The organism is Myxococcales bacterium, assembly GCA_016703425.1.
Lineage (GTDB): Bacteria > Myxococcota_A > Polyangia > Polyangiales > Polyangiaceae > JADJCA01.
This window is the reverse complement of the sequence record JADJCA010000023.1, coordinates 88,286-106,862: the sequence shown is the minus strand read 5'-3', so window position 1 is coordinate 106,862 and position 18,577 is coordinate 88,286. Positions and strand designations below refer to the sequence as shown.

Annotated in this window: 17 protein-coding genes and 3 pseudogenes; 13 read left to right on the top strand and 7 right to left on the bottom strand. The window is 67.5% G+C overall.

All coding sequences use genetic code 11. The annotated features are described in order from the left end of the window. Positions 1-898 precede the first annotated feature (898 nt). The 3 genes from IPG50_32000 to IPG50_31990 all read left to right on the top strand — a co-directional run bounded on the left by IPG50_32000 (position 899) and on the right by IPG50_31990 (position 2,811). Positions 899-1,444 carry a hypothetical protein gene (locus tag IPG50_32000; protein MBK6696779.1) on the top strand — a complete coding sequence of 182 codons (546 nt, stop codon included), beginning with the start codon at positions 899-901 and terminating at the stop codon, positions 1,442-1,444. Positions 1,445-1,942: 498 nt separating this feature from the next. Continuing rightward, complete coding sequence (locus IPG50_31995) at positions 1,943-2,314, top strand: helix-turn-helix transcriptional regulator (GenBank protein MBK6696778.1); 372 nt, start codon at positions 1,943-1,945, stop codon at positions 2,312-2,314. Continuing rightward, entirely contained in the window at positions 2,311-2,811 is a 501-nt protein-coding gene (locus IPG50_31990) for an SRPBCC family protein (protein ID MBK6696777.1), read from the top strand. The genes IPG50_31995 and IPG50_31990 overlap by 4 nt, the downstream gene beginning before the upstream one ends. Positions 2,812-2,921: 110 nt before the next feature. Here IPG50_31990 and IPG50_31985 read toward each other — a convergent pair whose 3' ends face one another. Next, positions 2,922-3,665: an SDR family NAD(P)-dependent oxidoreductase gene (locus tag IPG50_31985; GenBank protein ID MBK6696776.1), complete on the bottom strand. Its 744-nt coding sequence runs from the start codon at positions 3,663-3,665 to the stop codon at positions 2,922-2,924. Between the two features lie 74 nt (positions 3,666-3,739). Between IPG50_31985 and IPG50_31980 the strand changes: the two are divergent. Then, positions 3,740-4,676 (top strand): annotated as a pseudogene (locus IPG50_31980) (AraC family transcriptional regulator). 79 nt (positions 4,677-4,755) lie between these two features. Here the strand turns inward: IPG50_31980 and IPG50_31975 are convergent. Together IPG50_31975 and IPG50_31970 are read right to left on the bottom strand one after the other, a co-directional pair. Beyond that, a pseudogene (locus tag IPG50_31975) lies at positions 4,756-5,233 on the bottom strand (MAPEG family protein). Between the two features lie 12 nt (positions 5,234-5,245). Further along, positions 5,246-5,944: pseudogene (locus IPG50_31970) on the bottom strand (MBL fold metallo-hydrolase). A gap of 238 nt (positions 5,945-6,182) precedes the next feature. Here IPG50_31970 and IPG50_31965 point away from each other — a divergent pair. From IPG50_31965 to IPG50_31935, 7 genes are all read left to right on the top strand, one after another. After that, positions 6,183-6,737, top strand: a complete 555-nt coding sequence (locus IPG50_31965) for a helix-turn-helix transcriptional regulator (protein ID MBK6696775.1) — start codon at positions 6,183-6,185, stop codon at positions 6,735-6,737. Between the two features lie 806 nt (positions 6,738-7,543). Further along, positions 7,544-7,744, top strand: a complete 201-nt coding sequence (locus IPG50_31960; GenBank protein MBK6696774.1) for a hypothetical protein — start codon at positions 7,544-7,546, stop codon at positions 7,742-7,744. 145 nt (positions 7,745-7,889) lie between these two features. Next, positions 7,890-8,057, top strand: a complete 168-nt coding sequence (locus tag IPG50_31955) for a hypothetical protein (GenBank protein ID MBK6696773.1) — start codon at positions 7,890-7,892, stop codon at positions 8,055-8,057. 478 nt (positions 8,058-8,535) lie between these two features. Beyond that, on the top strand, positions 8,536-8,871 hold the full coding sequence (locus IPG50_31950) for a hypothetical protein (protein MBK6696772.1): 336 nt from the start codon (positions 8,536-8,538) through the stop codon (positions 8,869-8,871). Beyond that, positions 8,811-10,178, top strand: coding sequence for a sigma-70 family RNA polymerase sigma factor (locus IPG50_31945; GenBank protein MBK6696771.1), 1,368 nt, complete (start codon positions 8,811-8,813; stop codon positions 10,176-10,178). The genes IPG50_31950 and IPG50_31945 overlap by 61 nt, the downstream gene beginning before the upstream one ends. A gap of 796 nt (positions 10,179-10,974) precedes the next feature. Continuing rightward, a complete protein-coding gene (locus tag IPG50_31940; GenBank protein MBK6696770.1) occupies positions 10,975-11,823 on the top strand; it encodes a hypothetical protein in 849 nt (282 codons plus the stop codon). Positions 11,824-12,043: 220 nt separating this feature from the next. After that, on the top strand, positions 12,044-12,943 hold the full coding sequence (locus tag IPG50_31935) for a hypothetical protein (GenBank protein ID MBK6696769.1): 900 nt from the start codon (positions 12,044-12,046) through the stop codon (positions 12,941-12,943). Between the two features lie 236 nt (positions 12,944-13,179). Here IPG50_31935 and IPG50_31930 read toward each other — a convergent pair whose 3' ends face one another. From IPG50_31930 to IPG50_31920, 3 genes are all read right to left on the bottom strand, one after another. Next, on the bottom strand, positions 13,180-13,446 hold the full coding sequence (locus tag IPG50_31930; protein MBK6696768.1) for a YdeI/OmpD-associated family protein: 267 nt from the start codon (positions 13,444-13,446) through the stop codon (positions 13,180-13,182). Positions 13,447-13,511: 65 nt separating this feature from the next. Then, on the bottom strand, positions 13,512-14,963 hold the full coding sequence (locus tag IPG50_31925) for an NAD(P)H-binding protein (protein ID MBK6696767.1): 1,452 nt from the start codon (positions 14,961-14,963) through the stop codon (positions 13,512-13,514). Positions 14,964-15,003: 40 nt separating this feature from the next. Then, positions 15,004-15,876: a hypothetical protein gene (locus tag IPG50_31920; GenBank protein ID MBK6696766.1), complete on the bottom strand. Its 873-nt coding sequence runs from the start codon at positions 15,874-15,876 to the stop codon at positions 15,004-15,006. 83 nt (positions 15,877-15,959) lie between these two features. On the opposite strand from IPG50_31920, the gene IPG50_31915 reads away from it, so the two are divergent. Both IPG50_31915 and IPG50_31910 read left to right on the top strand, forming a co-directional pair. Beyond that, complete coding sequence (locus tag IPG50_31915; GenBank protein ID MBK6696765.1) at positions 15,960-16,355, top strand: DUF1801 domain-containing protein; 396 nt, start codon at positions 15,960-15,962, stop codon at positions 16,353-16,355. 65 nt (positions 16,356-16,420) lie between these two features. Continuing rightward, on the top strand, positions 16,421-17,380 hold the full coding sequence (locus IPG50_31910) for an alpha/beta hydrolase (protein ID MBK6696764.1): 960 nt from the start codon (positions 16,421-16,423) through the stop codon (positions 17,378-17,380). Between the two features lie 24 nt (positions 17,381-17,404). Here IPG50_31910 and IPG50_31905 read toward each other — a convergent pair whose 3' ends face one another. Then, entirely contained in the window at positions 17,405-18,505 is a 1,101-nt protein-coding gene (locus IPG50_31905; protein ID MBK6696763.1) for a HAMP domain-containing histidine kinase, read from the bottom strand. Positions 18,506-18,577: the final 72 nt, after the last annotated feature.

Genomic DNA, 18,577 nt, shown 5'->3' with positions numbered 1-18,577 from the left:
GATCGCGACATCGAACGCACGCCGGACCAGCGCTCCTTTGCTGAGGGTCCAGGGGCGGCGTCAGCACAGGATCTGCCCAGGAAAGGCACGGCCGTGGCGGTGAACGCGCGAAGCGTATCGACGCACTGCTCGCGCAGAGGTGTTGGTGCCTCGCCGGAGAGGGCGAGCGCCGCGGAGCCGTTTGAGCTCGAGGCCACCGCCAAGATGATTTGGAGCCCCGACGCCGCGACGCGGCGAACTCCGGCGCGCCTCGCGTCGATGTGAGAGGCGAACGAGCAACGCCTCGCGTGCTCCCTTCCGCGTCCACAACGCCCTGGAGCGTGCGGCCGCGGATGGAAGGGACCTCCTCGTCGCCCAGGGAGCGTGCCCTCGACGCGCGCACCACATCACCGCCATCACGCACGCAGAGACGAGGCTCAAGGCGTGGAGCGCGGGTACGAAGAGGGTCGTTGCGGCCCTCGACGGCGTCGAGAAGTGCGTCGTCCCCCGAACCTCGCGTCGAGGCTCGGCCTCGAGGTGCGGCGCCACGGTGGCGAGCGCGCACGCGGCGGCCTTCTGCTCCCGATGCGGCTGGCTTGGATCTCGGAGCGCGCCGACTAGAAACGCAACGTCCGCCACGAGAGCGTCGGCCGGGCGAAGCTCATCCTCTGACCAGAGCCCGTCGACGATCAGCGCATCGGGAATCTTTGCCTCATCGTCGCTAAGGGCGCGATCGCGAATGGTCTGGTGCAGTCGCCGGAGGAAGGACACGCCGAGGTTCGATAGGACGCGGCGTTTCTCGCGGCCGGGGACGAGCGCCACGGCAGGTCAAGATGCCGTAGGCCGCGCTAACCTCGCGAACGGCTCGGCGACGCGACCCGCTGTTGACGGCCCCGCGTCGGTGGCGTGATTCTCAAGCGTGCCCACGGTTTGCACGCTCCGTTACGACCGACTTCGCGAGCTCTGGCCTGACGTCGACCCCCACGACGTGTGCAGGGTGCTGGCTCATCTCGACGCCGTCGGTGGCGTCGACACGAAGGCGCGCGTCGATGAGGCACTCTCGCGCCCGGGGCGCGAGGCCGCGAGCCTTGATGGCACCCTAGCATCCGCCTTGAACACGATCGAACGCGCAGAGAAGATCAGCGTCCTTCACGCCCTCGATGCCTTGATCCGCGCCGGTGGGGACCCGAGCGCCGCGCTCGTGGCGCTGGCCGCGACGCTGGACGATAGCCGAACGGTCCAAGCAGCCAGCGCGGCACTGCACCGCGCCGCCTCGCGGGCTATCCGCTCGCGCCGATCCGCCAAGCTCTCTCGAAGGCTGCGGCTCACCACCGCTCCGTTCGCGACGTGGAGCGGCTCGATGCACTGCAGCGACGGGGCCAACACGTCGATCTTCGCCGCCTCAGCGCTGTCTACGAGCAGCAGCGGCCCATCGGAAACCTTCGTGGCGCTTTGGGCCTCCTAGAAGACTCCTTGCTCTCGGACGTGGATGCCGAGCTCTCCGAGGCAAGGCGCGCGCTAGCGGAGGCGGAGCGCGCGGGGTCAGACGTCTACCGCGTTTGGGTCTCGTTCCTGCCCATCATGACGCGCCAGCTGGGTGCGGCCGACCACGAACGTCGCGAGCGTGCTGCAGCGGCGCTGGCGCACGTGAAGTTTGCCGTCGGTCGGTCCCCCGAGCGGAGCGAGCGGGAGAAGAGCAGCCGCTCCCACCGGGCCGCAGCCACCGGAGAACCTACGCCTCCTCCGACACGCCGCTCGAGGCGGACGAAAGACCCACTGCCCGAATTGCGGTGCCTCGAGGCCTTCAGTGATCTACGAGTCGCTGCGATCGGGGCAACACGTGGGACGACACCACGGTCGAGCGCGTGCGGCTCGTGCCAGCTCTACCTCCTCGAACACTTCGGGATCTGCGGCGCGACACTCCCTTGCGCGCCGCGAATCGTCGCGCTATTCACTGAACCGCATGGTTCAGTATTCGAGTCCCCGCCTCGATGCCTCGTTCGCCGCCCTCTCGGACGCGACGCGACGCGGCGTTCTGGAGCAGCTCGGCCGTGGCGATGCGTCGATCACGGCCCTCGCCGACAGGTTCCACATGACCCTCACGGGCATGAAGAAGCACGTCGGCGTCTTGGAGCAGGCCGGCCTCGTCACCACCGAGAAGGTCGGACGCATCCGGACATGCAAGCTCGGCGCGCGCCACCTGGCGGACGAGATGGCGTGGATGGAGAGATACCGTCAGCTGTGGGCCGCACGATTCGACGACTTGGACAACGTTCTCGAGGAACTGCAGGAGAGAGAAGATCAATGGACGCACAGAACGAGAGTGAGCCGATGAAGAACCCCACGACGGTGGAACGAAAGTCCGATCGTGAGCTCGTCGCCACGCGGACCTTCGACGCGCCGCGGCGAATCGTGTTCGACGCCTGGACCAAGGCCGAGCTCTTCAAGCGATGGTGGGTGCCCAAGTCGTGCCCCATCGTTCTCCTCGCTTGCGACATGGACGCGCGCGTGGGCGGCAAGTACCGCTTGGTGTTCGGCCACGGCGACTCACCGCCGATGGAAGTTTTTGGTCGGTACCTCGAGGTGACGCCGCCCGCACGCCTCTCGTGGACGAACGAGGAAGCCGGCGACGGCGGCGCCGTCACCACGATCACCTTCGAGGAGAACGACGGCAGGACGCTGCTCGTCATGCACGATCTCTATCCCTCGAAGGAAGCGCTCGACGAAGCCATCGCCTCCGGCAGCACGAGCGGCACCGGCGAGACGTTCGAGCAGCTGCACGAGGTCCTCGGCATGTTCACCGAACGCGGTACCTCGACCCATCGATTCTGATGGGTCGATTGCGGCAAATGAGAACGAACCCCCACCGGAGCGACCGGGGCCTTTCGCGCTCGACGAGCCGTCAAGCGTAACGTGGCCGGAGGTCCCAGCGTCGCCGCCCATCATCGCGACTGAGCGAGCGCCAGCGCGTCGGCACCCGCCGGGAATCGAAGTTGCCCGGTCGTGTCGTTGGCAGCGCGCCACACGACCTCGGCCACGTCGGACTCCTTCGTCACCGACGTCGTCTTCGCAAAGGCCTCGAAGATCGGCTTCGCAAAGGGCAGGTAGGCGTCTGGGATCAGTCCTTCCATGCGCCGTCCGCCGTTGCTCGTGAAGCTTGTCGTCGGGCCGTAACCCGGCTCGACCAGCTTCGCGCGAATGTTGAAGGCCTCGAGCTCGAACGCGAGCGATCCCGTGAACCCTTCGATGGCCGCCTTGCTCGCAGTGTACGCCGCTGCCAACGGCATCCGCGCCAGCGTCACGCTCGAGGTCACGTTCACCACCACGCCCGACTGACGCGCGCGAAACGCCGGCAGCACCGCTTGCGTCATCGCCATCACGCCGAAGGTGTTTGTCTCGAACACCTCGCGCACGGTGGTCATGGGCGTGGCCTCGAAGGCGCCGACGACGCCGATACCAGCGTTGTTGACGAGCACGTCAATGGGGCCCGCCGAGTCGAGCGCGGCCGCGATGCTCTCGGGCTTCGTCACGTCGAGCGCCAGCACGCGCAGCCGCTCAGACCGCGGCAGAATGCCCTCGCGGGGCGTTCGCATCGTGGCGATTACGTTCCAGCCCTGAGCGTGGAAGTGGCGGGCGGTCTCGAGGCCATACCCAGAGGAGCAACCAGTCACGAGCGCTGTTTTCATGCTCTTGACGGTAGTGTCCGCACACTGGACTATCTACCGTTTCTAGTCCACTTTTCCTTTGCGAGCGTCCAAACATGAACGATCCGCTCTCTGAAGTCATCGCGCTGCTGCAGCCACGCACCGTCTTCTCGAAGCGCATCAGCGGCGCGGGCCTTTGGGGTGTGCGCTACTCGGAGTTCGGCCAGCCGAGCTTCTGCGCCGTTCTCGAAGGGAGCTGCCGCCTCGCCGTCGACGGGCACCAGGCGCTCACGCTCGAGGCCGGCGACTTCAGTGCTGCCAGCGACTCCGGGCTTCACCATGTCGAGCTTCGAGCAGGTGCAGCCCAAGCTCGTCGACCCGAAGATGATGGCCAAGCATGCGGGTGAGGTCCGCCACGGCACGCGCGGTGGGCGCCCCGACGTCCGGCTCCTTGGTGGCTACTTCGACTTCGACTCGCCGGACGCGTCGTTGCTGGTGTCGCTGCTGCCGGCGGTGGTGCACGTGCGCGGCGCCCCGCGGCTCTCGCTCCTCGTGCGGCTCGTTGGTGAGGAGTCGCTCGAACGGAGATCAGGCCGCAACCTCGTGCTCACGCGTCTCGTAGAGGTGCTGCTCATCGAAGCGCTGCGATCGCCGTCGGGTGACGACACGCCGCCGGGGCTGCTGCGCGGGCTGCCGGACGCGCGACTCGCGCCGGCGATGCGACAGATGCACGCCAAGGTCGCGCGGCCGTGGACGATGGCCGAGCTTGCGAAGACGGCGGCGCTCTCCCGTTCGGCGTTCTTTGAGCGCTTCACGCGAACCGTGGGGCTGCCGCCGATGGAGTATCTGCTCGCGTGGCGCATGGCGCTCGCGAAGGATCTCTTGCGCCGCCACGACCTCGGGCTCGCCGAGGTCGCCGAACGGGTCGGTTACGCCTCAGCGAGCACGTTCAGCACCGCGTTCAGCCGGCACGTAGGGCAGCCGCCGGGAGTCGATTTGCAAGAGAGAGCGCGCCGACACGACAGATACTCACCGCGCGATGAGGCCCCCTGAGGGCTCCGCGAAGCCCCTCCGGCATCGGCCTCCGCGGGAGCGTGGAAGCGTGACAGCACCGGCACGACCGACCGCGGCGCTAGTAGAGACCGGAGAACCCCAGCGCGACCTGCAGCGTCCGGCCGGTCATGAACAAATGATGAGCGAGCCCGGCGTCCAGAGGGCGGCGCGCATGTCGTGGACTTGCCCCGTGAAGTAGGCGGCGAAGTGCAGAAGCCGCGTCACCACGTAGCCGTAGAGAAGAGCGCGCGCGAGCAGCAAGGACGGGTCCGTCAGGATGAAGAGGAAGCCCGCGGCGAGGAAGAAGGGAATGTTCTCCAGATCGTTCAGGTGGATGCGGCGCGTCCGTTCGACGGCCTCGTTGGGCTCCAACTGCTTCGGATCGGGGTTGGGATTGAGCGGCGTCTTCTTGATGTCCTCGGGCGCTCGGTAGCCACCTTGGCCTGCATCATGCGAACAACCGTCAACCACGACATGCTCGCTGCTTTGAGCACCATGATCGCCGCCGCGACGGCGTAAGTGGCGAAGAGCGGGTTCTGTAGGCTTAGCCTGTCCATGGATCCTCCCCCTCAGGCGTGGCCGAGCTTCGCTTCGTAGGCGTCCGCGAGACGCAAGAGCGCGTCCGTGCAGCGGGTCTGCGTGGACGAGCCGTGCATCACCGCCAGCGTCCGGGGTTCGAGCGTCGCCAGGCGGCGGATCGTCGGCGCGGTCACGATCGAGAGGGCCGTCGCGCCGAAGATCTCTTCCCCGGCGAGCGCGGGGCCGACGATGTCGTCGGTCGTGAGCGGGGGGCCGTCTCCCGTGTGGGTGAAGAGATCGCCGCAGAAGAGCGTTTTCGTCGTCTCCTCGAACAGCACCCGCGCCTCCCAGTTGTGCGGAACGTGAGGCGTGTCGATGTGGCGCACCCGCTTGCCGCCGAGATCGATGATCTCGCCGTCTGCGAGCTTCCGCGGGGGCCGATCGCAGAGGTCGTCGAGCGAGACCATGCAAACCGAGAGCGCCGTGCGCGACCTCGGCGCGACTTGCGACCGCGAGCAGCTCATTCATCGCCCCGCACCATCGGACTCGACGTGACCGAATGCGATCCAGCGGAGGCTCGAGAGTGGAGCGACGCGCGCAATGGCCTCCGACACGAGCGGGAACATCCGCCGCGGCCCCGTGTGAAAGAGGAGCGGCTCGTCGGCCTTGATGAGGAACTGGTTGAAGGTGAAGCCGCCCGGCGCCGCGGCGGGGACACACGTGGAAAACCGGTAGATGCCGTCGGCGATCCGTGGGTGAGCGTTTTCATGGGCTTCTGTTCCTTCTGGGCGGGGCGCCGAGCGATGTCGCTCGGGCTCGTTCAAGATCGATAGCACCGAAAATGTGACCGATGGTCCAATAATTCGACCGATGGTCAATTTGTAGATACGCGGATAGAATTGCCGCGTGCCGTCGCCGAAGAAGCCAACCAAGTCGCCCCCCAAGAAACGCCGCAAGGCCGCTCATGCCGACGAGGTGCCGCCGCGCATCGCGCGGCGTGAGCGGCGCAGGGAACGCTCCCGCGAAGAGATCGTCGAAGCCGCCCGGCGCGTGCTCCTTCGCGACGGCATCGCCGCCACCACGCTCGACGCCGTCGCCAAGGAGGTCGGGCTGACGAAGGCTGCGCTCTACTACTACTACCCGTCGAAGGACGCGCTCCTCTTCGAGATCATCTTCGGCGTCCTCGAGGCCCAATCGCGCGGTCCACGACGCGGTCCTCGAGGCCAAGAGCGGCGGCGATGCCCTGCGCGCCATCGTCCGCGAGACGGTGCACATCTATGCCTCGCGCATGGACGACTTCCGCCTCGCGTTCCTTCACGGTCAGGTCGCGAGACCGGGCTCCGTGAGCCTCGGCGCCGAACAGTTCGCGCGGCTCCGCCCGCTCAACGACCTCACCTACGCCGGCGCCGCGAAGAGGCTCTCCGAAGACTGGAAGCACGGGCGTGGCCGGGCGAACGTCGAGCCCCGTCTCATGGCCTTCCTCGCCAACATCGCGGCCATCGGCGCCCTCACGCTGAAGGGGATCGTCGAGAGCGTCGGTGATCCGCTGCTGTACTCGGACGAACAGTTGATCGAGGGCCTCGCGCGGATCTTCGGGGCCGCGGCCGCTCCTTGAGCGGAAGCACGCCGACCTTCGCGTCCACACCGTCTACACGTGGGTGGCTTCGGAAGGAGCCTCCGTGACGCCGTTCGTCGCATCGACGCGGGAAAAGACAGTTCGGGGCGTCGCACGGTCGCCACGCCTGTGCTGCCACCCGTGGCGATAGGCGTCGCCGACGTGCATCGTCCCGTGGATAGAGACGCTGGCCTCTGCCTCGGCGAGCGCTGCGTTGCGGCACGCAACCTTCTGATGACAAGCGAGAGCTGCTAACCTCGCGCTCTTGGGTGCGGAACAAGCGGTCCATGATGCTCGCGCTTCGCCGCGGGGAGCGCCGCCAGCGCATGTCGGGCGCTGCTCAACTTTGGCGACCGCGATGATGGAGCGAGGTCTCCCGATGAAGTGCGCGACGCCAGCACTCCCGAGGCGGGCGCCGAGGAGGCGTCGGGCGGCGGCGCTGATGGAGGCGCTGCTGACGCGGCGATCGACGCAGACCGCGCCGATGACGCCACCGATGCGAGCTACCGCGCCACCGTCCCTTGCCGACAACCCGATCGCGTATTTCCCCTTCGACGATTCGTTCGTCGACGTGGTTTCAAAACAGAAGCGTCGCAGACTTCGGGCACCGTCTCGCTCGTCGCCGGTGCCGTCGCCAAGGCGGTCGCGCGGGACCCGGGATACCTGACCTTTGCTAGCCCCATCAGAGCTCTTCGACCGCAAGCCCTTCAGCGTCGAGTTTTGGATCCGCCCCATGACCACCGGGCTGCTCTTCGACCGGCGCTCGAAGGCCCAAACCGGGTTCTTCAACGGTTACGATTGCGCCCTCCGCGACAAACTGAACGGCGTCGGCTTCGACCTCTGGTATCCGCCGGACAGCGCCGACGCGGTGACCTCTGAAAGCCGTCGGCGCCGAGGGATACGTGGCGTTCGGCACGGGAAAGCTCACTCCTGACGCTGGCACAAATGCCTTCGTTCACGTCGTCTTCACCTACGCCGGTGGCGCCGACGGCGGGTTTGCCGCGGCCCCTGTTCCGTGGGTCAACGGCGTCCTCTACCTATTTCGTCATACCCGGCGGTGACAAGCGTCCAGCTCTACGATGGGGCCCCCTCGTGCCGCGCCTCTCGGTGACTCGGGGCACGCTTGCGCAACCATCGTTACCCCTGCTGATCGGAAGGATGCAGATGCGGACCTCGACGAGCTGGCGTTCTACGACCAGGTGCTGCCCCAAGCGCGCATCCAAGAGCACTACAAGCGGGGCCGCTGACTCTGGACGCCGTTTGACGATGTCACGCAGACGAGGCAGTTGAGACCGGTACCGCCACCGCCACACCACCGAAGCCATCATCGTCGAAGCCCCCAAACGGATCGTTGCCGCGGAAGTCGAGCTCGAAGTCGTAGCGGCCGAAGTCGCCCACGCTGCTCTCGACGTCCCCGATGCCCTTGACGCAACCCCGTCGTACATCGCGTCCGCCTCGCTACCAGCCCAGCGAATGACCATGCGCGGCGGATCTTGACCAAACTCCCAGTGCGAGATGGCCTGCGCAATCTGACCGACCTCACCGCTACAAGCGTGGGTCAGCTCCCAAGGCCTCCCCGCAGCCTCGCTGCGACGGCATCGTCAACGTCGGTTCTATCTTCTCTTTCTTCTTTTTTTCTGTCCGAATCGGCCGCCCGAGATCGTCGGTGGGGGGTCGAACGGGGACGCCTCGTCGCCCGGCCGACGTCACCTCAAAGGAGAAATCATGACCAAGTACTTGTTCTTGTACCGCAATCCTCCCGGTCCCGAGCGCCAGCCGTCGCCCGCCGAAATGCAGGAGATGTTCAAGCAATGGGGCGCGTGGAAGGAGAAGTTCAAGGCCCACGTGATCGACATGGGCGACGGCCTCAAGCCAGGCGGGAAGCTGCTCGCCGGCGGCAAGGTGACCGACGGTCCGTTTACCGAGGGCAAGGAAATCATCGGTGGATTTTCGATCGTTCAAGCGGAAACCTACGAGCAGGCTCTGGAAGTGGCCCGCGAATGTCCGATCGTGTTCATGCCAAACGCCGTGATCGAGATTCGCGAGATGATGGGCTTCTGACGCCGCCGGGAAACGATCGTGGGCCGCCGGAGGTTCGTGCGGCCCACGATCTCGTAGAAGGATTCTTTCGCCACGAGGCGGGTCGACTGATCGCGACCCTAGGCCGTCGCTACGGCTCGCACGGAATCGAGCTGGTGGAAGACGCGGTGCAGAGCGCGCTCGAGCGCGCGCTCGGCACTTGGGCGCGTCGCGGGCTGCCCGACAACCCGGCCGCCTGGCTCACCCGCGTCGCCACCCACCAGGTCATCGACCGACTGCGCAAGCTAGGGCGAGAGGTCGACGCCGACCTCGACCGGCTGGAGGCTGTGTCCGGCGCGGAAGGTCCGAGCGCTGATCCCGACGTCGCCGACGAGGTCGCGCTCCTGTTCGCCTGCGCAGATGAAGCGCTGCCGGAGCGAACGCGGCTGGTGCTCTGCCTGAAGCTCGTGTGCGGGTTCAGTACGCGCGAGATCGCGACGCGCCTGTTCACGAGCGACGCGAACGTACAAAAAATGGTCGAACGTGGGCGGCTTTGCCTCCGCGAGGCGTGGAGCGATGGCGGACTCCCACCGCTCGCGCGCGACGATCTCGAGCGCCGCCTGGGCATCGTGCAGCAGGTCCTGTATCTGCAGTTCAACGAAGGCTACGCATCGTGCCGGGAGAGCGAGCCGCTGCGCCCCGAGCTCTGCGACGACGCGATCCGCCTCTGCCAGCTGCTGCTCGCGCACGACGCGCTCGCGCGACCATCCACTTGGGCGTTGCTCGCCCTCATGCACTTTCACCGCGGCCGACTCGGCGCACGCCTCGACGGCGGCGGCGGCATTCTTCTCTTGCACGAACAGGACCGAAGTCTCTGGGACCGGCACCAGTTCGCGCTCGCGCTCGAGTGCATCGCGCGCGCGATGAGCGAATCGGAGTTCTCCACGTACCACGGAGAGGCCCTGATCCTCGCCGAGCACTGCTTGGCTCCGTCGTATGCGGAGACCCGTTGGGCCGAGATCGTGGACTTGTACGAGCTCCTCGAGCGGCTCTCGCCTTCGCCGTACTACGTTCTCCAGCGTGCCATCGCCCTCGCCGAGTGGCGCGGGCCTGAACACGGCCTCGCGCTGCTCCGGCAGGAACGTCCTCCTTCGTGGCTCGCGGGCCACTACCTGTGGCGCGCCACGATGGGCGAGCTCTTGCGCCGGACTTCGGACTTCGAGGGCGCCGTCTTCCACCTGTGCTCCGCGCTCGAGATCACGCCGACGCGCGCGGAGCGGGCGGTCTTCGAGCGCTACCTGGAGCGCGCGAAGGCCCACGACCCAGGCCCTGACGTCCGGTCGCGGTAAACACCGTCTGCCGTCTGCGCCGTGGTGTGCCACCGCCGTGCCACGCCCCGCTCGACGGAGCGCTGAAATCCCGCACAATTCGCGGCCTCCTATCAGGCACGCACCTCGCACGGTGGTGGCCATGAAGCGTGGGCGTGCCTGGGTTGGCGGGTGCGTCACGTGCGATCACGGCCACGGTGGCTTCAACTCCGCGGGGCCCGTCCCCGTCCACAGCCGGGGCCGATATGGCCAGCCGTTCACTCTGGGGCCGTGGCCGACGCACAACCGCTACACGGCGCGCTGGTACGAATGCGGCGTGTCGATCCCGTGAAGGGGTCAGCTGCCTCGCCGTTGACGGGCGCTCACGCCGAGCCGAGACCGCTCATGGGGGCACCGGGCCGGGGCCCCCCCCCCCGCTTGCCGGGCCCCCTCCGGGCTGCCGCCCGGGCGGCCCCGGGCGGCCCGGGCGGCGGCCCGCCCGGGGGGCCGGCGGCGCCGTCCCGCCCGCTCTTTCCCCCCCCTGGGCCGGGGGGAGGAGTGGGGGGCCGGCCGGGGCGCGCCGGGGCCGGGGCGGCTGACCGGCAGCGTCGGTCGTCGGCCTCTTGAAGCGAGAGCGCGGCGAAGTGTTCGCGCTAGGGAGCCAGTCCGTCGCGTCCAGTGAAATTTCGACCCGCATCCTGGATCGACCACCCCCTTCCGCTGGTGCGGGACGGCCGCGAATTCGGCCCTGTTACGCTTGTTGTGCAAGGGGCCCACACGTGGATTGCACGCGCCCAAGGGGCCTCGGCGCGGCACGACTGCTGCAGCGTGGCTCGGCATGCGCCATCGAGTGCTTTCCTTGCTCCTCTCCAGCGCCCTCGTTGCGTTGGTCGCCTGTTCCCCTTCCATCGAGAAGCCCGAATACGACGGCTGCAGCGGGAAGAAGAAAGCCGCGTGTGCCGCGGCGAGCGCCTCCGGCTCCGACGACGGAGGAACGACGCTCTACGCAGCGCCCGTTCCGGACGCGGCGCGCATCGTCGTCGACGCCGGGAGTGACGCTTCACTCCGCAAGCCCGACGGTGGCCGGCCGAGCCTTCCGCCCCCCAACTTTGCGTGCCGCGATCTCTCGCGCTGCTGCCGAGCCATCCGGAGCTCTATCGAGCGCGCCGCGTGCATCGCTGTCGTCTACAAGGCCAAGCCGAGCGTGTGCTCCACGGCGCTCATCGGCTACCAGCTCTTTGGCTGCGGTCACCAACCCTTCGACATCGGCGGAATCCTGCCGGGCGGATTCGGCAGCGGTTACGACAACGACGGCGACGGCACCCCGGACTTCGTCGACGACAACACTCCGCCGCCCTACACATTGGACGACTACTGCGCCGAGTACCCCGAGGAGTGCCCCGCGGCCGGTGCTGCGACCTACGACACGGGTTGGACCGACCCGGGCGCTCCCCCGCCCATCGACGATCCGAGCTATCTGGACTTCGGCCCGCCCGTCGATCCGAACGCGAACCCCGATCCCTCGAGCTTTCCCGACCTCGGCTCGGGCGGCGGCTCGTACGATCCGTTCGGAACGCCCGACCCGGGGTCCGGCGGCGGTTCGTACGATCCCTTCGGAACGCCTACCCCTGATCCTGGGTCCGGTAGCGACGGCGACAGCGGCGACTTCGGCGACTGGTGGTGGTGACCCGCCGTCGAGTGCGGAGCGTTCGTTCGCGGCAAAGTGCGACGCCGCATGCGACCGTTGACGTGGGAGCGGCCGCGCGATGCGCGCGACGCGAAACATCGAGAGGGTGAGCGCATCATCGACGAAGCATGCGGCGTCACGTCGACTGCCCCCCCTACGCGAGCGCATCGACGTTCCTCGTTCGGCTGCCGCGCCGCCAAGGAGCAGCTAGAGTCGACCGATGCGTTCTTCCCTTTGGCTCATCCTTCCGCTACTCGCTCCCGCCGCGTCCGCTGCCGTTGCGTGCACGTCGAGCGATCCGCCCGCGCAATTGCCAGCAGCGGACGCCTCGATCGGGGACGTTTCGACCGCGGAAGGCTCGGTCCCCGACGGGATGTCGCCTCCAAGCGGGAGTGATTCGGGGCCATCGGATGGTGGAGCCAGCTTGACGGACGGGCCATCCGACGACGGGGGGCAGGACTTCTGCAAGAGCGCGGCGGCCGCCGGCGCCGCGTTCTGCGCAGACTTCGAGCAGTCCACGGCCGTCGATGATGGCTGGAACGACCTAACGACGGCCGGCGGCGCAACGATGACGCTCGAGACGACCATCGCCAAGCAGAAGAAGTCTGCGCTCGCCAGGTTCATCAGCGGCGACGGCGGCAGCGCGAACGGCGTGGCAGCCTTCTCCACCGTCGTGAACGCGGCCGGAACCAAGAGCAAGATGGCCATCGAGTTCGACGCCCGCGTCTCGTTTCCAAACGGGCCGCCTTCGACCAACACGCTCTTTCTCACCATCGCGCTGCGCACAGGCACCGGACCGAGCGGACACTACTTCATCGACATCGAGCGGGGCTCGGGGGGCTGGGAGCTCCTCGCGACGGGGACGTCGGGAGAACCCTTCCCCGCCGTCGGTGAAGATTTCTGGCACCACTTCCGCCTCAGCTACGACGGAAGCGGCGCCCAAGGCGAGATCAACCTCTTCATCGACAACCTCGGCGTCGCATCCATCTTGCGCACCAAGGGGCCGCCGCCGGGCGGCGCGCCCGCGACGTTCGACAACGTCCTCATCGAGCATCTCGGACTCGAGGCCGACAAGTCGACGTCCTTCTACATCGACAACGTCGTCGTTACGTATCCCTAACGGCGCCGCGAAGCGGCCCGCCGGATCGCGCGATCAGGCGGTCGAGGCGCGCGACCAGATCGCCTTCGGTGCGGTCGTCGTTCTTGCGCTTCGTCTCGAGCACCGAAGTGTCGAGCTGGGCTTTCAAAGGCTTGGAAGACAGCGGCACCGCCTGAAGCCGAAACGGCTCGGGTCGAAGCGGAGTTCATCGCGGGCCTTTCCGCGAGCTTTCGCCGCGTGCTCGCGGAGCGCGGCTCCTACGCTCCGGTGCGTTCGCGATGGCTGCAACCGGGCCAGCAGCACGGCCTCCGCATGCCTTCCTCTAGCTCCTCCTGGGTTCGTCGAATGCGGCGCTCGCGGGTCTTGGCTTGCTTTGCATCCTCGACCCAACAGATGAACTCGTTGCGGGCGAGAGGCGTGATGTCGTTCCAGGCAGCGAGCGCGGCGGGATTCGCGACGAGCGCCTTGCGCAGGTCGTCGGGGAGCTTGTGCACGACCCCACCGGGCACTCGTTGGCGGCTCACGAGACACGTATCTAGCACGTGGCGACGCTCGCACGCGATCGGGCCCGCGGCCTCCTCCGGGGCGGTCACGGCGGAGCCCCGTTCCGCAGCACCTCGGACTGGAGCCCCTCGAGGTGGCGACCGAAGCGCCGCATCACCAAGAGGTGCACGAGCGCCTGCGTCATGACGTAGATGAACCAGGGCAGTCGAGGCACAAAATCGTGGATAGCGGCGAGAACGAACTTGCCGTCGAGAACGCTGCGAAACTCGAGACGAGGCCGTGTTCCGTCGACGACGCGCGCGAGGGCTCCTCCGGTCACGTAGAAGAGCTGGCGGTCGTCGGCGCTCCGATCCGACGCGAACAGCAGCACGAGGAGTGGTTGCTCGATGGGCCAGAGGAAGAAGCGGCAGGTTCCGGAGGGGTCGACATCCACGCGCAAGAAGGGAGCCATGAACTGGGGAAGCCAACGCGTGTATTCGCTTGCGACCCACCGGGCGCTGCGGCCGGCGGGAAGCGGCAGCCTCTGCACCGACCGAACCCGTGACACCGCGGCGCGACGCGTCGACCTTGGCTTCGGCGTGCTCGCGCGAGCCGCTTCGATTGCCTTCTCGTCGGCGACCGCAAGCTCGATGGCGGCGCGAAGCGACATCGCCTCGACTCCGGCCATCGACTGCAGGACGAGGCCATCGCGGGCCACGAGGTCGTGGCGAAGGCTATCCATGAGCGGCCGCACAAGCTCTCGCGGCGCACCGGTGATCACGCTTACCCAGAGCAGCGAGAGCCTCGCCGTTCGCACCGGAAGCGTCAGCACGCGCGTCCGTTTGCCGAGGACGGAGCCTACGACCCGCAGGGTCTCCGCGTAAGAGACGACGTCGGGGCACCCCACGTCGTAGGCGCGACCCGCGAGCTCAGGGTGCTCGAGCGCGTATCGCAAGAGCGGCACGACGTCCGCGAGCGCGATGGATTGCGAAATGGAGCGCGTCCACGAGGGGCCCACCATGAACGGCAACCTTCCCACGAGGCGCGTCATCATCTCGAACGACGAGCCCCCTGCCCCCACCACGAGTCCAGCGCGTAGCGTGGTCACGGGGACGCCGTGAGCACCAAGGGTGCGCTCGACCTCGCGCCGACTCTGCAGGTGACGTGAGAGGTCTCCCTCGTCAGCCCCTGGGAGCAGACCGCCGAGGTAGGTGATGTGAGCGACGCCGTTCGCGTTGGCGGCGCGCGCGAAGTTGTCGGCGCAGATGAGGTCCATGTCGTCGAAGCGACCTTGCGTCAGGCGGGCCGAAGGCATCATGGAGTGAACCAGATAGAACGCGGCGTCCGCGCCCGCGAGCGCTCGTTCGGCGTCGCGCAAGTTGAAGAGATCGCAGGCGCGCGTCTCTACCCCATCGCTCCGCGGTGCGGACGGCAACGTTCTGGTCAGCGCGACGATGTCGTAGTCGACTCGCAGGGCCTCGATGAGCGCGCGGCCCACGAAGCCCGTCGCACCAGCGATGGCGAGCCGCTTCCTCGTACCCGTTGGCTCTTCGCTCATCGCATCGGCCCGGGGCCTGCGCGCTGGACCAAAGCGGGGCTCACCCGACGATCCTGCAGCGCATCTCGCGCAAGATGCCTCGAAGCTTCGTCGCTTGCTTCACGACCTCCGTCTTGCGTGTCTCGCTGTCGTCGAGCTCGGCGAGAGTCTCGAGGAGCGGCGTCTCGGCGAGTTCGAGCAACCCGAGGCTCCCGAGGTGCCGAATGTCCGGGGAGAGCCTCCCGATCGAGGTCCAGTTCAGCTTCAGGGCGCGGAGCCTCTTCAGTCGGTAGAGCTCCGGCGGCACCGACGTGAGGTCGCTCCATGAGAAGTTCAGCATCACCGCGTTCGTGAGCCGTCCAATGCTGGCAGGCAGCGTCTTTCGCTGGAGCGCGATGAGATGGATGCCTTCGAAGCGATTGAGCCGCTCGAAGTCCGGCGCGCCGAGGCGAGCGAGGGGGTTGTACCCGAGGTTGATCTCTCGATACGGAATCGGAGACCTCACCGAGCCGATGTTCGTTGGCTCGACGTGGACGACCTCGATCTCTTGGGGGATCCGCGTCAGCTCTTGCCGGCTAAGGTCCAACACCGGATACCGTTCGCGGTTCTCCGGACGGACGAACTGGGTAAGGAGCTGCACCCTCGCGTCCCGAGTGAACGCGAACTTCTCAAGGAGCGCGCCGAGCGGCGGCGCCCACACACCCGTCAGCGCGTAAAGCGAGGCCGCGAAGGGCGAGACCCCGTCCGTGACGAGGGCGTCGATGAGCGTGAGCATGCGCGCGCTGATCTCCGGCGGAGCCTTGACCGCGTCGCTCTTTCGCACGCCGAGCGCATCAAGGGCGGTGAGCCGCTGCGTGACCTTGCGCGCGGCATCGGGAAAGAACTTCGCACGGACTTGGCGCTTGTTCAGCGGCTTGGCGAAAGGCGGAGGCACGGGGAGCATCCTACGCGTTCGCCGAGCTGGAGAGGTGCCCCGTGGCCCCATCGGCGCCGCCGACTGAAGTACCATCGCCGCCCATGCCGTCCACCATCGCCGCGTACAACAACGCCCAGCCGGCCAATGAGAAGAAGACCTGCGCTGCGCTCGCGAAGCTCCTCGACAAGGGGCTTCCGAAGGCCGAGAAGAAGATCTGGCACGCCCACCCGGTGTGGTTCGACGACGGCAATCCGCTCGTTGGCTACGCGGTGCGCAAGGCGGGCGTGCAGCTCCTCTTCTGGAGCGGTCGGTCCTTCGACGAGCCCGACCTTCTGCCCGAAGGGACGTTCAAGGCCGCGCACGTCCTCTATACGAGCGCCGACGACATCCAGGTCACCAAGCTTGCACGCTGGCTGCGCAAGGCGAAGAAGATTCAGTGGGACTACAAGAACATCGTCAAGCGACGAGGCGTCCTCGTGAAGCTTGGTGAGTGGTAGCCACTCTGCTGCGGGGCGCGATGGACCTGCGCCTGTGACGGAGCTACGGTCCGAGCGTGCGCAGGATGCTGCGAATCGGTGGGCGCCTGACCCTTGCGTTGGCGGTGGCCCTCACCCTGCTCGTGACGGCGTTCACGCTCGCCTATTGGGAGCCAGACCGGAGCGTCGTCCAGCTCACAGCGCGGTGGGCGGCCCCGCCGTCGACGTTCATTGACGTTGCGGGGCTCCCCGTTCACCTGCGCGATCAAGGCCCGACCGGCGGCGCCATCGATGCCGAGCCCATCGTTCTCCTTCACGGAACGTCGGCGAGCCTCCACACCTGGGACGGCTGGGCGCCGTCACTCGCGCGCACCAGGCGGGTCATTCGGATGGATCTCCCGGGCTTCGGGCTCACGGGGCCGACACCGACTCACGACTACTCGCTCGACGGCTACACGCGGTTCGTCATCGCCGTACTGGACGCGCTCTCGGTTCGGCGCTGCGTGCTCGCCGGCAACTCGCTGGGTGGTGCCGTCGCCATCAGCGTCGCGCGGCAAGCGCCGGCGCGCGTGAGCAAGCTCGTGTTGGTCGACTCGGGTGGTTACGCGCCGCGGGCGACGTCGATGCCCATCGGCTTCCGCATCGCGCAGACCCCGGGACTGAACAAGCTCATGCTGTTCACGCTGCCGCGCTCCGTCGTGGCGTCGAGCCTTCGCGACGTGTACGGAGACCCGAGCCGCGTGACACCGGAGCTCATCGACCGGTACTTCGAGCTCACCTTGCGGGCGGGCAATCGGGCTGCGGTCACGGAGCGACTTCGAACTCGAGACTTCGGCGCGCTCGAGGCCGAGATCCCCAAACTCACGCAGCCGACGCTGATCCTCTGGGGAGGCCGCGATCGGTTGATCCTTCCCGAGAACGCTGCGCGCTTTCAGCGCGAAATTCGTGGGAGCGAGCTCGTCGTCTTCGACGACCTCGGTCACGTCCCGCACGAAGAGAGTCCGGAGCGGTCCGTCGCACCGGTGGCAGCGTTCGTCTCGCGCTGACGAAAGGCCGTTGAGGAAAGGCCGTCACGACGCGGGAATCGTGAATCGCAGCGCAGCGCCGCGCGGCTCGTGGCTCTCTGCCCAGAGCGTACCGCCGTGCGCCTCGACGATGCACTTGGAGATGTAGAGACCGAGCCCCAGGCCACGGCCGTCCTTCGTGACCTGCTGAAAGCGTTCGAAGATGGTCGTGCGGCGAGCCGCAGGAATGCCGGGGCCCGTGTCGGTCACCGAGAAGCGCGCGTCGGCTCCGACGCGCGCGAGCGAGAGTGTGACCTTGCCGCCTGGCTCGGTGAACTTGAAGGAGTTGCTGAGGAGGTTCGCTAGCACCTGCAGGAGCCGATCGTGATCGAACGCGAGCACGATTGAGGTCGCCGGGGGCTCCAGCGTCAACGTGAGACCCTTGGCAGCAAAGGAAGGGAGGAACGCCGCCATCGCCTCCTTCACGAGGTCCGCGGCCTCGTGCGGTTCCGGGACGACACGCAGCGCTCCGGACTCGAGACTCACCACGTCGAGCAAATCGCCCACGAGCCGGTTCATGCGCGCCGTGGAGCGCTGAATGCGCTCTGCGTGGCGTGCGCCCTCGGCATCGACGCCACCGTCAGGTCGCGCCCGGCAGCGCGTCGCGATCGTCGCCGCGCTCATGGCGATCGTGCCGAGCATGTTCCGGAGGTCGTGGCTCACCATGGCCAAGAACTCGTCGCGGGTAGCGACGGTCTCGTCCGCTCGTGCCCGCTCGACGAGGAGCCCGTCGTCGGTGGCTTCGCGCTCCAGCAAGAGCAGCGCCGAGAGGGCACGTTGCCGCTCCCCGCGCTCGGCCCGTAGGCGCTCGTCGGCGACGTCCTGTTCAAGAGCCACGGTCTTGTCCTCGGCCCTGCGCTCGCGCTCAACCCCAAGGGCGACACCGCCAGCGACGCCAGCGACCGCCATGTTCCGGTCGTCTCGGTCGCGCGCCTCGGAGAGCGTCGCTTCGGCTCGCTCGCGCGCGACTTCGACGACGCGGTCGGCGTCGGCATCGACGTCGCTCCGTGCCTTTGCGAGCTCGGTGTCAGCCTTCTCTCGCTCCGCCTGAAGGCTCGCATCCGTCTCGTCGCGCTCGTTGCGGGGCTTGGCGTCGGGCAGGTCCATGGGCCGCTCAACGTGCGCATCAACGCGCCGAGGCGCTCGCTGCGCGGTCAACTGTGACAGAGAGATGACCGT